The organism is Paenibacillus sp. yr247 (assembly GCF_900103825.1).
GTDB lineage: Bacteria > Bacillota > Bacilli > Paenibacillales > NBRC-103111 > Paenibacillus_E.
The window spans coordinates 515,566-528,118 of record NZ_FNIF01000002.1; the positions used below are offsets into that span (position 1 = coordinate 515,566).

Genomic DNA, 12,553 nt, shown 5'->3' on the forward strand with positions numbered 1-12,553 from the left:
GGTGGTATGCCTGGTGGTGGTTTCCCTGGTATGCCTGGCGGTGGTATGCCTGGTGGTGGTTTCCCTGGTATGCCAGGTGAAGGTTTCCCTGGTATGCCGCCAGGAGGCGGTCAGCAAGCTCCAACATCCGCACCCCCTGATTACACACCGCAAAAGCCTTTTACAGCTGCTGGCTCCACATTTGCTGTAGAGCCAGGAGGCATTAGACGCTGTTTGTTTAATTTCACCTTCATATGGCTGAGAAATGGTCAATCGTTCTGGTACTTCCCCGTTTTTGTTGGCCATAACTCCATCGCGGGCTTCCGTTGGACCGGTTTCTCATGGATGTATTTCGGTATTGATTTACGCTTTATTGATGCGTTTACTTGTTAATAAATTTTCAACAAGAGGAAGGCTGTAATTCTCATTGAGGGAATTACAGCCTTCTTCTTGTTTTTGACTGCATTCGGAATCTCTCGATAAAACACTACAACATCAACGTTAATGAGACTTTCGCCATCGATAAATTCTCATGGTCGGTTGAGACGCAATGAAATCAAATTTCAAGCGTTAGTAGTCAAGGCCATTAATGACAACGATATCTTTATCAAAGTGAGTTACATAACCACCATCGACCATGACTGAACTGTCAGGATACAAAACGTAGACATAGTGCTGAAACAAGATGATATTCTCAAAGTCCGTGTCATAGCAAAGCACCATCACGCACATTCCTCTCGTTCAATCGACTCGTGGCTTGGATTAGGACTGGCTCCCCAGCATTCCACCATACGACTTGAAGCTCAGGGTATAGCATCGCAATATGAACGGCTTGCTGTGCTTCACTTTCCACATAACGCGTGCAACCAAGATGAAGTGCCTTTTTCCCTTTCCATTCTGCAGTGGTTTTTTTCGGGGGATAAAGTATTTGGTCATCCCTCAGAAATACATCAGTCTTAATGCAATACCTAGCCATCCAAAGCTTGGTCCGTTCTTCATCCATCATAGGTCTGCCGGTAACAATGACATCTTGCTCTTCTAAAACAGTTCCGAACAATTTTGTCGTATTTAACCGGTGACGCTCCCAAGGCAGAATAAATCTGGCTCCTTTATCTTGGCATTCAAAACAATAAAAGGTTGGTTGACTGGCAGAAAAATGATCTTTACACACAATGTATCCGTTCAATAACCCGAATCAAGTAGGAATTGTTTGCAATCGATAAGTGTTTTACCAGAACCAGCAAATTCTTCAATCAGCAATATACGTTCAGATTTCGGCGGTATTCTTTTTCTCTAATTTCTTGTGCTAATTGATCTAATCTTAAAGAAATAGCGTTGTAGTCTAGGTAAATATGTCTCATAAGACCTCCAGTAATAATATCAACAAAACAAGCGATACTTGACCACCGCTTCTTAATGTTTAATTGGCTTTTCCCTTTTTGTTTCTGGGCTAAATCTTTAGGTATGATTTATATTACAGCCGAAAAGACCTAAACGGGAATTTTGTCGATTAAGTTAAAAATTCCCTAAAGAAACAACAAGAAAAAACCAGAGGAACATGCAATGTGCCTCTGGTTTTTTATCCTTCCTTAACTTTGTTGAATGATCGATAAATGGCTCAGCAGCAGCTGCTTTTTGCCATTTCCCTTCTGCAAGAGTCACAAAATACCTCTCTCTGTTGCTTGCCTCTAGCTCTACAGCTCTTCAAGCCAACGTTTCATCTTAACGATCTCGGTGCCCGCAAGCATCATGATACCCACACCATGGTTATCATTCGTTACGGTTAGCAGATCTTTCTTGTAATAGTCCGCTGTAAAGGCGTAGCGCGACCCACTGCACACACCGTGCACATTGCCTTGCCCGTCAATGGCATATCGGGTTAAACCATCCCAAGCTTTAAGCGCCGCTTGGATAAAGCGCTGAGGCTCCCTCAGCCAGCCGAATCGGACACCCCTGGCAAACGAATACGCAAACATTGCCGTACAAGAAGCTTCCTGATACGCGTCGGGATCGTTCAACACTTGATGCCAAAGCCCGCTTTCCGCTTGAAGATCGGCATAACCCACACACAACTCGTTAAAGAAGTGGATCAGCTCCGGTCGATTCACATGTTCGGCTGGCAAAGCTTCCAGTACCTCTGTTAGGGAAAATAATGTCCAACCGTTTCCCCGCCCCCACGGAATCCCCGTAGGAATATCGTATTTGAAGTCAAACACGTGCGACATGATGCGCTGTTCCGGCATAAATAAATATTTTCGGAATAATAGAAATTGCTTGGCTGCTTCATCCAGCGCCTCGCTGCTTCCCGTCACCCCCGCATAGCGGCACAGAAACGGTGTGCTCATGTATAGGTCGTCGGCCCACATGGTATTCTCCGAATATTCATCCGTACACACCCTGTAAAAGGCTCCATCTTCCTTTCTCTCCAGTTGTCTAAGCATGAAGCCGGCGATTCTTTCGGCGATAGGCAAATAACCAGGATCTTCATCTTCCTTGTAAGCTTCCAACATTGCTGACCCAAACGAGCCGCAGTTATCCAGCATTTTCATCATAACCAGCTGTTGATTGATCGCCGGGAACCCATACTGCTCGCGGTCCCACAAAGAGTACTCGAACATGTCTGTACAGCTTTGAACATGCTCAAGAGCATACGAGGTGATATCTGATCTTTCCAGTAAGCGACCTGCTTGCAGCAAGCCATAGATAGTCACGCCTAGTGGGTAATCCCAACGGGCATAATTGGTGACGTTACCGACCGTCCACTTATTGCTCAGCATCGCATTTTCATAAAAAGGACGTATCCAAGTCTCAGGCCGATCTAGACGCCAATAGGTGTTTTTGTAGACTCGATTCGTGGTAACTAAGTCCTCGTAGTCTATTGCCACATCTGTGTCAAGCGGTCCCAAATAAAGCCAAGGCTCCACAGAGCCGTGAGCGTTCACAGGTGAACTTAATGGAACAAGCTGTCCACCTACATGGGCATTCACCGTAAAGCCCCACGAACTATTTTCACAAACACTTCGGAGTAATAGATCGTGCTTTCCATACGAAAGCGGGACTTCCACCTGGAAGCTGCCTTCTTTCATAAGATCTAACACCTGATGGCCATCCACCCAAACGGTTAACGGACCGGTCGTTGTTCCCTCCAACACGCAGGGGTTCTCGCCAATGTTGACTGCGTTCAGCTGTGTCCATGCATAAGTCTTTTTACCAGGCTGCAGCCCGAACAAACGCTCACAAACGGGAGTTGTCTGCTCATCCTCACTCCAATCACCGGTTGGCAGCCAACTCAGGTTATGATCTTTCTCTGACGATAACGCAACCGGCAGCGGACTCCCTTCATAAACATCGAAGTCGCTTGGGGCTGAATATACCCATCCAGCTTGCCCTTGCCTCTCGGCAAAGGGAGATAGCACATTTAGAATTCTGACCTTAGCTTCATCGGATCCGAACAAGCATCCGAAGCCGGCTGCCGTATTTTTCGCTTTGATAAAAAGTCGATTCCAACCTTTAACGAAATTCAAGTTCAACTTGACTGTAGCGCCAGGCTTTATCTCATCAATGACGTTAGAGCGATACGCAAGCTCATCGTTAAAATAAAATTGAATGGGACCCAAGCAACGGATTAGCACGTCTAAATTTCGTTCACCGTCACTCCATGCCAGACCATATGCGTAAGCGAATTGACCTGGCTTTGCCTCTGGGAATTTACGACCAAGGTTCAGATCAAATAACCCTTCTTCATTCTGCAAAATACCTGCGCGGTTGAACGCACGGAAAGTAAATGGAACAGGAGGGTTAGCCCCTATATAGCGATCCGCAAGCACCTTCAAGGTGCGCTTATCGTCCTGTCCCAAACGAGACTTTATGCTCTCTACTTCATTAAAATAAGTTGTCATATCTGGCCACTCCTTTCTACAGCAACCGTACCGTGAATGTGCGGTCGAACGGTGTTACCAGGTTCACGTGGACGTATTGGCACCCTGCAGGGTGCTGATCTTCACGTAGAATAGGCAGTAAATGTTCATAAGCGCCTGAGGAAATTTCAATACGATCTTCATCTACTGTATAGGTCATGGAGCCGCTTTTGAGGAAATATTTCCCTTCCCCTGCATCTTGCAGGTCGCTACCACTAGCTGCGCCTTCGCTGCCAAGAATAAAAGTCACCTGCGTAAACACGTCTTCACGTTGATCCGAGCTTATGCGTATTGTCCAATCGGATGCGCCTTGTTTAATCTCTACCTGCAGCTCATGCGTTTGCAGATGCGTCATCGGCCGGTGCTGATGCGGCAGTAAATACCAAGGACTTACCGAACTCTTTGCTGAAACGGGAAGATGCTGCTGCGGGATAGGACCGTTGTATCCTTTATCCATCGTAATGCCTAATTTATAGACTCCTTCTTCTACGGATAACTGATTAAATTTGACGATCCCCGGGGAGAAGGAGGTTGCAAGCTTAATGCCCAGCAGCCTTACTTTCCCATGGCGAAGAGAGAAGAAGGAAGGTGTCTGCGGCATGATGGTCACACTCTTATCCAACTCTCTAATGCGCACGATGGGAGCTCCAAATGCTAGATGCATGCTGCTGTGCTGAATTTTCATATGATGTCCCACATCATCGATTTGGTTCAAGTGCTCGTTAATGGGGTGCTGCTGATTAAGGATGCGGACATAATGATCTGGCAGCTTGGCACGTTCCAAATCACTGATATCCGCTTCCGGATACAGCAACACATGCAACAGCGGATTATTGTTCACGCCTTCAGGACGCTTGATGAATGAACCGGCATAATCACACATCGCGGCAAACAAGGGATCCTTGTCGTAAGCGGCCATCAGACGATAAATCGTATAATAGGCAGCCATGTTGTAGGTTTGACCAAAATCCTGACGTCCCGAGTAGTCGGTCACAACTTCTCCTGAAGGATGGATCAAGTATACCATCATGCGTAGATTACATCGCACGCATTCCAATAATTCAGGACGGTTCATCACACGACCGGTATGGTACAATGCAATATCGCTAACGGCGTTGTAAATACCGTTGCTCCGTTCGGTCCATTCGCCATCTGCCGTGATATCCAAGCCTTCAGCCAGCCATTCTTCAGCTCTTGCTTTGAGTTCGGGCAGTTGAAAAATTTCATACAGCAGGGAAAGGGCAGCCGTAATCACCCAACGATGATTAGGTGTGTGGCATCCCCCTGTCAGCATGGCCGGAATCGTACGTTCAAGAAATAGCTTTACTTTGGCAGCTATGGGCAGCACCTCTGCCCAATCATGCGCAGCAAGCAGTTGATAAATTTGCGTAACGCCACCGATAACGAAGCCTGTATCGGGGGGAGAGTTGAAATTCGTTGAACCAAGCGAAACCGTGCCGTCCGCATGCTGCCTGTTCAGAATGAAATCTGCCGCTTTATCCAAGGAGGCCAAAAGAGCCTGATCATGATAGTATCTGGAATCCGGATTAACCAAAGCGGCGACCCATCCGGCTATATACATCGGTGTACTATGATGGCTTGCGCGCGCAATACCCGTCTCATCAATAATCCCGCCGTAATATTTCGATAAAGGATCCAGCACCTGCTGCCGAAGAGCAGCTTCGGTCAAATCGTCATTCATTTGCACTAAATGCTTATATATGAAGTCCATTTTCATCACCTTTAACCTTTCATAGCGGCAATTTTACTTGTTATGAGTCTGTGGCTTTCATCAATCTCATCCGGCTGACACAGAGCCTTCAACTCGTATACTTTGACTTTGGCAGCATCAATGGCTTCAAGAAAATGATCGAAGAATTGCAGATCCTTGCTATGCACATACGGACACCAGTGGTCCGACAGCTCCAGCGTTTCATGAATATGCACACCATAAATATAGCGCTTAACTTCTTGTAGCTCCTTCAGATTGTCGTATAAGCCCATTCTGTCCATCATCATGGCATGACCGATATCGTACCATAAATGAACAGGGCTCCCCTTCAGATTCTCACAAAACGTCTTGGCTTCCATCAAGGAAGGCATCTGATAACAGCGGGATCTCGTTTCAATGCCTAAGGCCACGTTCCACCCTTTTTGGGCTGCGTGTTCACTAACGGCTTCCAGACTTTCTTGTATCCGTTTCGTATACAAAGGACTCAAACGTTCACGTCTTTCGGACATTTCCTTCCACAGCTTTTGATACTCCGGCGAATCCTTGCCGTGATCTCGATACAGCTTCTTCAAATCGGAGTCAATGTTATATTCGAATGGAACCTCGCCCGGATGCACAACCACGGCCTTGGCGCCGTATCGATTCGCGTACTCCATGGATTTTATGAGCAGCTCTACCGAACGCTTGCGCTTCTCTTCATCATCAAAGCCCAGCATGACGGAATCTGTATCGTAATCCTTGTCATCGATGAACGGAAATACATTGTGCACACTGGATACGCTGATCTCACCCTTTTCAATCATCGGGTCAATCATTTTCATCATCTCTTCGGTCACGTTGTAATTGAGCTCTACATTCCGAAAACCAAGTGCTTTTATTTCCTCAATCATTTCCCGGCCAATCGTATGTTTCTTGATGTTCCAACAGGTTGAAAAGGAATATTCCCCTTTATCGAGCATCTGTCTTCCTCCGCATTATTCTGTAAGATCTCGCAGCTGAAAAGCCGCACCCGTTTTTACTGATAAAGTCGCTGCTTCCATTATACGGGTTAAATCAAGCGCTAATTGGATATTGTCAGAAGCCGTCGTTCCATTCTGAATATGCGACACCCATTGCTCGAACGGGGAGGGAAGATTCATCGGCAGCTCCGTTACTGCCTGCCACCCAGCTGCCGCTTCACCTGTTAGCTTGGAGCCACGAATGTATAAGGTATCATCGGTTCTGGAATACGTCATACTTCCCTCGGTCCCCTGTACCTCAATGTCGAATTGCGAATAGCTATTCACGAATCCCGCTTCAACAATGCCCAGTGCACCGCTTGGATAACGTAAAGTAGCTACGGCGCTATCCTCTACCTCACGTCCCGTTATGTAGCCGAAGCTAGCACTGACACTTTCCGGTAAACCCAGAAATAACCGGGTTAAGTACATCGGGTGGCAGCCAAGATCCATCAAAGCTCCTCCCCCGCACTGCTCCAAGTTGAAGAAATAAGAAGGCAGAGAACCATTCGGATTTTTTTCCGTAGGGAGAGCCCCGTTATGAGTAAGCCTGATACGCACCGTTGTAATCATTCCAAGCAGGCCGTCGCGAATCGCGTTGGTTATAGCTTGTGTAAACCCGGTGTATAGACGCGGCAAAGATACCGTCAATTTCACTTGCGCAGCCTCAACGGCCGCTAAGATTTCTTTACATTCTTTCGTTGTGGTAGCTACAACTTTTTCAGTAAAGATGTGCTTCCCCGCTTTTGCCGCGGCAATAATAATGTGCCGATGCATCGTCGTAGGCGTATCCACGATAACCGCATCAATATCGGGACTTCCCAGAAGTTCTTGCAAATCATCGTAGAACTTGACGCCATACGCTTCCGCCTTCTGCCGTCCACGTTCCGGCACTTCATCCCAGATGGCGACGATCTGGGTTTCCGGATGCTCCACAGCAAGGCGGGCATAATCTTTGGCATGAACGTGCCAAAAGCTTAACATCGCTACTTTTATCATGATTCAGAGCCTCTTCTCTGTTAAAAATTAGTCAAAATAGACGGCTTTCCCCGTTCTATTTGATTCATAAATCGCTTCGAGAATCTCTGATACGACGCAGGATTGTTCAGGGGTTACAATAGGCTCTTTATCATGGATAACCGCATCAATCCACAGTCGGATTTCTTTATCCTGCATGCTTTCTTTCTTACCTTCATAGAAATCAGCACCTTTAGCCTCAAACTACAGCTGGTTCACATATAGACGGCTATGGTTTTCTCCGTTAATGCGTAAGCCATCTTGCATATCGGCTCCGCCTTCGGTACCGCAAAGCGTACATTTCGCTTCTTTCGTATCCAGCGTGTTCAATGCCCAGCTGGCTTCCACCATAATGGTTGCGCCGTTCTTCATCACGACCATAGCGAAAGCCGAATCTTCCACTTTAAATTTGTTCGGATCCCAAGGCCCCCAAGAGTTAGCCGCATTTTCTTTGCGTGACAATTTATGATAAGCGGTGCCCAGCACCACCAAAGGTTCGTAATTATTCATCATCCAGAGCGTTAAATCGAGGGCATGCGTACCAATATCGATCAGCGGCCCACCACCCTGTTTCTCTTCATCCAAGAAAACTCCCCAGGTGGGAACTCCGCGTCTGCGAACGGCATGTGCCTTGGCAAAATAAATCTCGCCTAAATCGCCGTCTTCGATCACTTTTTTCAAATACTGACTGTCCGCACGGAAGCGGTTGTTGTAGCCAATTGTCAGCTTTTTCCCTGTGCGCTTAGCCACTTCAACCATACGGCGAGCGTCTGCAGCCGTTTTGGCCATCGGCTTATCACACATGACGTGCTTACCTGCTTCCAGAGCTGCGATAGAAATTTCAGCATGCGTATCATTCGGGGTACAAATATGAACGACCTCAATGGAAGAATCTGCAAGAAGTTCATTGTAGTTTTCAAACACCTTTGCTCCGGGAGCACCAAACTTCTCGGCCGCTTGCTGGGCACGTTCAAGAGTGATGTGATTATCGCTCCGAAGCGTATGAATAATGAATGAAGCTGGACATTCTAGCGATGTCTGCACGGGCAGGTACTCGCATATCCATGTCCAGCTCCTCCATCTAGTTTGATTACTTCACTAGCTCCATCTGCTGTTTCACGATTGCCATAACATCCTTAGCAAGGAACGCTTTATCTTTATTTTCCTGATACCACTTGTTCATGAAATCTTCGAGCTGCTTGCCACCGGCTTTATCCCAAGCCGCTTGCGAGTCTTTAATCGCTTGTTCAGGGCTGTACTTGCTGCCGCTAAGTATTGCCTTGACAAAGAAGTCGCCTTTTTCTTTAAGAATCGTTGTATTAATTAATTGGAGATCAGCAGGATATACCGGCATATGATCCCCTAAGGCAATCCCCGGGTACTCTCTTTGTGGATCGAAATAAAGCTTCTGAACTTCTCTATACATATCCATCCCGGCTTTTTGTGCTGGCACCTCAGGATTAAAACCGTTCAGGACATAAGTACATTTATCTACTCCCGATGAGAAGAACATTGTATAGTCGTAAGCGTAGCCGACCTCATTTTTCGACTTAGCAGGATCTATAGCCTGCGGGCAGCCATTAGGAGCTTTCTTCCAGTGGGTGCCTTCGTCTCCATTTACAATTTTAAAAGAGGTTTCCGGCTTCATAATAAAATCAAGATAGCGCCCAACGGCTTCTGGATCTTTCGCCTTTGCGTTCACAACTGTCGTCATCTGAACCGGATTATCGATAGCGCCAGTAAATGTCCCGAGCGGTGATTTAGGATAAGCTAATGGAGCCACATCCGCCCCAGGCGCATTTTTCTTCAGCGTGGTCAGGTCATTCATGACAAAGTCATACCAGCCTCCGGTGAATTTGACGTAAATGCCGATCTTGCCATTCAGAAAGTCCTGTTTAGCCTTTGCGCCGTCTTTATCATTGATATAGTCTTTATCAATAAGGCCTTCATCATAGAGATGTTTCTTGAATGTAAGGGAAGCAAGCTCTTTGTCCCACGCACGGACAACTTTGCCATCCTTAATATCCCAGGCCAATAGAGTACTCGAAGAGCTCTCGCCGAATATCTCATTGATGGCCTGTTCCGAATATGTGCTCATATTAAGACCATATGTATCTTTCTTTCCATTGCCATCAGGGTCTTGGTCAGCAAATGCCTTGGCTACCTTCAATAATTCATCCGTTGTTGTCGGCATGGCAAGATTTAGTTTTTTCAACCAATCGGTGCGAATTAATAAAATATGCGCAGGGGTTGCTTCTTTTACCTTACCGATCTCGTACAGCTTGCCATCTGGCTTCGTCCCAGCCTTTTTCAACTGTGGATATTGCGTTAGCAATTTCTGGTATTCGGGCATGAATTTCAAGATGTCGTCGATAGGAAGCAGTTGCTTTTGATCATACAGACTACCCCGAAACGGTGTATTATACTCGTTGACGATATCCGGAGCGGAACCGGATGCAAACAGCACGTTCAATTTTTTCGTAGAATCGCTGCGAAGGATGGGAACATACTTCACGTTCTCCGGTCCGTTTTGGTTGATCCATTTGCTCCAACGATTTTCTTCATACGTTCCTTCCGACGCTGGAACGGCTCCCCGATCGTACATAGAGACGGTAACATCCCCACGTTTGACTGGCTTCTGCTCACCCGACTTATTTGAAGCCGCTGCCGCTGTCGTCGCCGTTGCCGCTCCTTCCTTTTTGTCACTGCTGCAACCAACAAGCGTTGCCCCTAATGCTACGACTCCTACTGTCATTCCAAGCCACAGTTTCTTGTTTTTCATGTGCATTTTCCCCCTGCGATTTATTGTAAAGTTTTGTTAAACGGGAACACCATCTTCATTTAACCCTTAACAGACCCTAGCATAACGCCCTTGACAAAATACTTTTGCAAGAAAGGATAGACCAACAGCATGGGCACAACCATGACAACAACCCCGACAGCTTTAACCATCTCCGTAGCAACAGCTGCCTGTTCCTCACTATTAAGAGAAGGCGAGTTCAAAAGATCATTTTTCTGCAGCATAGCTTGGACAACGACAGTCAAATTCATCATATCGCTCTTGTTGATGTACATAAGTACGTTCATGAAAGAATTCCAAAAGCCAATCCCGTAGAAAAGGGCCAGAGTAGCTATCATAGGGAGAGAGAGCGGCAGTATGATACGAATGAGAAGTGAGGTATCGTTACATCCGTCAATTCGTGCTGCCTCCTGCACTTCATAAGGAATATTCTCAAAGTAGCTTCGCATCAGCAGCATATTGTATGTACTGATGAATCCGGTTAACCATAATGCCCAGTAGGAGTCGATTAGATGCATGTTCTTAACAACCAGATAAGTAGGAATTAACCCCCCCGAGAACAACATCGTAAACACCATGCCAAGAACTAGATAGCGACGACCAATCAGATACGATCTGGACAACGGATATGCAGCTAAAATAGTACCCAATAAACTCAGTGTCACACCCACAAGCGTAATCATGATGCTATTTTTAAAAGCGGTAAAAGCTGGGCTGGCGATGAAGAAAATTTTATATGCCGTGAACTGTAACCCTATCGGCCAGAAGAAAACATGCCCTGAGTCCACGGACGACCGATCGCTAAGCGATAGCGCCACAATATGAATAAACGGCAGAATACAAGTTAAAGCAATTAATCCGAGCAGCACGTAATTGACAGCGTAGAAAATCCTTTCTCCTTTTGTCGCTTTCATGCAACCCCTCCTTTCATTATTGCCCAACATATTTTTTTCAAAGTTTAGAACAAAGCTTGGTCAAACTTTTTAGCAATCCTGTTAGCTATCAGCACGAGACTACAACTAATGATTGATTCGAAGAATCCCATTGCAGTAGTTAAACTAAATTGTGAACTGCCTAGACCTATTTTATAAATGTAGGTACTAATGACCTCCGACACGTCCGATACCGCAGCGTTCTGCAAGTTGTATACTTGGTCAAAGCCAACCTCCATCACCTTACCCATCGCTAATATAAGCAATAGAATAATGGTGTGCCGAATACCTGGGAGCGTTACGTGCCAAATTTGCCTCCACTTCGTAGCCCCATCCATACCGGCAGATTCGTAAAGGGAAGGATCAATGGTCGTCAGTGCAGCCAAATAAATGATTGTACTGAATCCCATTTCTTTCCATATACCTGATCCGATAAAGATACTAACCCAAGATTTTGACTCGTATAGGAAGGTTATCGGTTCAATGTTAAACAACTTAAGCACCTTATTAATCGAACCGTAGTCGGTTGCAAATAACGACAACACGATACCGGAAACAATGACCCAGGAGAAAAAATGCGGTAAATAGATAATCGTTTGCACCCATCTTTTAAACCACGACTTTCTTACTTCATTGAGCAGAATGGCCAGAAAGATTGGAATCGGAAATCCAAAAACTAAACTCAAAAGACTGAGCCAAAACGTGTTCCAAATGATTTGGAGCGTATTAGAGCTAGAAAACAATATTTTAAAATACTTCAGTCCCACCCATGGGCTGTTCAAAATCCCATCCGAAAAATTATAGTTTTTGAAAGCGATAACAAGTCCGCCCATAGGCCAATATTTAAATAGCACATAGTAAGCAATTACAGGGACAAGCATGATGAACAATGGAATGTTTTGCTTCAGCATCCTGCTTCGTTTCAGCGACGATGCGTTACGTATTTTCACTGATGATAAAGAAACAGGAGGTTCTTCTACAGGACTGCTCATGATTGCTCACTTCCTAATTCATTGGTATCATCCTATAATAATTGGTTTACTCATTAAAACCCTTAAAAAATTATAGAAGAATCTATAATTTTATTGGGTAATCGCCTGTGCCATCCATCGAAATGTACAATTCTCATTTCTTATAGGAGAAATCTTGCTATAATGTCTTAAATAGAAATAAAAACT

Annotated in this window: 11 protein-coding genes and 1 pseudogene; 1 reads left to right on the plus strand and 11 read right to left on the minus strand. The window is 45.6% G+C overall.

The window, feature by feature from the left end; translation table 11 throughout:
- Positions 1 to 6 precede the first annotated feature (6 nt).
- On the plus strand, positions 7 to 372 hold the full coding sequence (locus BLT91_RS07125) for a transporter (protein WP_090818677.1): 366 nt from the start codon (positions 7 to 9) through the stop codon (positions 370 to 372).
- Positions 373 to 549: 177 nt separating this feature from the next.
- Here BLT91_RS07125 and BLT91_RS31355 read toward each other — a convergent pair whose 3' ends face one another.
- The 11 genes and pseudogenes from BLT91_RS31355 to BLT91_RS07170 all read right to left on the minus strand — a co-directional run bounded on the left by BLT91_RS31355 (position 550) and on the right by BLT91_RS07170 (position 12,286).
- Complete coding sequence (locus tag BLT91_RS31355; protein WP_175532132.1) at positions 550 to 702, minus strand: hypothetical protein; 153 nt, start codon at positions 700 to 702, stop codon at positions 550 to 552.
- A complete protein-coding gene (locus BLT91_RS07130) occupies positions 686 to 1,150 on the minus strand; it encodes a hypothetical protein (protein ID WP_141224946.1) in 465 nt (154 codons plus the stop codon). The genes BLT91_RS31355 and BLT91_RS07130 overlap by 17 nt, the downstream gene beginning before the upstream one ends.
- Positions 1,151 to 1,494: 344 nt before the next feature.
- Positions 1,495 to 1,641 (minus strand): hypothetical protein, encoded by a 147-nt coding sequence (locus BLT91_RS31360; RefSeq protein ID WP_175532134.1) that lies wholly within the window; start codon positions 1,639 to 1,641, stop codon positions 1,495 to 1,497.
- 32 nt (positions 1,642 to 1,673) lie between these two features.
- Positions 1,674 to 3,878, minus strand: a complete 2,205-nt coding sequence (locus tag BLT91_RS07135) for a glycoside hydrolase family 88/105 protein (RefSeq protein ID WP_090818684.1) — start codon at positions 3,876 to 3,878, stop codon at positions 1,674 to 1,676.
- Between the two features lie 16 nt (positions 3,879 to 3,894).
- Positions 3,895 to 5,598 carry a hypothetical protein gene (locus BLT91_RS07140; RefSeq protein WP_368086780.1) on the minus strand — a complete coding sequence of 568 codons (1,704 nt, stop codon included), beginning with the start codon at positions 5,596 to 5,598 and terminating at the stop codon, positions 3,895 to 3,897.
- Between the two features lie 41 nt (positions 5,599 to 5,639).
- Positions 5,640 to 6,587 (minus strand): sugar phosphate isomerase/epimerase family protein, encoded by a 948-nt coding sequence (locus tag BLT91_RS07145; protein WP_090818690.1) that lies wholly within the window; start codon positions 6,585 to 6,587, stop codon positions 5,640 to 5,642.
- Positions 6,588 to 6,602: 15 nt separating this feature from the next.
- Positions 6,603 to 7,625 (minus strand): Gfo/Idh/MocA family protein, encoded by a 1,023-nt coding sequence (locus tag BLT91_RS07150; protein ID WP_090818693.1) that lies wholly within the window; start codon positions 7,623 to 7,625, stop codon positions 6,603 to 6,605.
- A gap of 27 nt (positions 7,626 to 7,652) precedes the next feature.
- Positions 7,653 to 8,615 (minus strand): annotated as a pseudogene (locus tag BLT91_RS07155) (Gfo/Idh/MocA family protein); the annotation flags it as partial.
- Between the two features lie 118 nt (positions 8,616 to 8,733).
- Positions 8,734 to 10,425 carry a type 2 periplasmic-binding domain-containing protein gene (locus BLT91_RS07160; protein WP_254776816.1) on the minus strand — a complete coding sequence of 564 codons (1,692 nt, stop codon included), beginning with the start codon at positions 10,423 to 10,425 and terminating at the stop codon, positions 8,734 to 8,736.
- Positions 10,426 to 10,484: 59 nt separating this feature from the next.
- Complete coding sequence (locus tag BLT91_RS07165) at positions 10,485 to 11,357, minus strand: carbohydrate ABC transporter permease (protein WP_090818699.1); 873 nt, start codon at positions 11,355 to 11,357, stop codon at positions 10,485 to 10,487.
- A 44-nt stretch (positions 11,358 to 11,401) separates the two neighbouring features.
- Positions 11,402 to 12,286, minus strand: a complete 885-nt coding sequence (locus tag BLT91_RS07170; protein WP_254776848.1) for an ABC transporter permease — start codon at positions 12,284 to 12,286, stop codon at positions 11,402 to 11,404.
- Positions 12,287 to 12,553 lie beyond the last annotated feature (267 nt).

Excerpts from the sequence above, each read along its gene's own strand:
- BLT91_RS07135 (WP_090818684.1), bottom strand. The coding sequence starts at position 3,878 with ATGACAACTTATTTTAATGAAGTAGAGAGCATAAAGTCTCGTTTGGGA.
- BLT91_RS31355 (WP_175532132.1), bottom strand. The coding sequence starts at position 702 with ATGGTGCTTTGCTATGACACGGACTTTGAGAATATCATCTTGTTTCAG.
- BLT91_RS07165 (WP_090818699.1), bottom strand. The coding sequence starts at position 11,357 with ATGAAAGCGACAAAAGGAGAAAGGATTTTCTACGCTGTCAATTACGTG.
- BLT91_RS07125 (WP_090818677.1), top strand. The coding sequence starts at position 7 with ATGCCTGGTGGTGGTTTCCCTGGTATGCCTGGCGGTGGTATGCCTGGT.
- BLT91_RS07160 (WP_254776816.1), bottom strand. The coding sequence starts at position 10,425 with ATGAAAAACAAGAAACTGTGGCTTGGAATGACAGTAGGAGTCGTAGCA.
- BLT91_RS07150 (WP_090818693.1), bottom strand. The coding sequence starts at position 7,625 with ATGATAAAAGTAGCGATGTTAAGCTTTTGGCACGTTCATGCCAAAGAT.
- BLT91_RS07145 (WP_090818690.1), bottom strand. The coding sequence starts at position 6,587 with ATGCTCGATAAAGGGGAATATTCCTTTTCAACCTGTTGGAACATCAAG.
- BLT91_RS07170 (WP_254776848.1), bottom strand. The coding sequence starts at position 12,286 with ATGCTGAAGCAAAACATTCCATTGTTCATCATGCTTGTCCCTGTAATT.
- BLT91_RS07140 (WP_368086780.1), bottom strand. The coding sequence starts at position 5,598 with ATGAATGACGATTTGACCGAAGCTGCTCTTCGGCAGCAGGTGCTGGAT.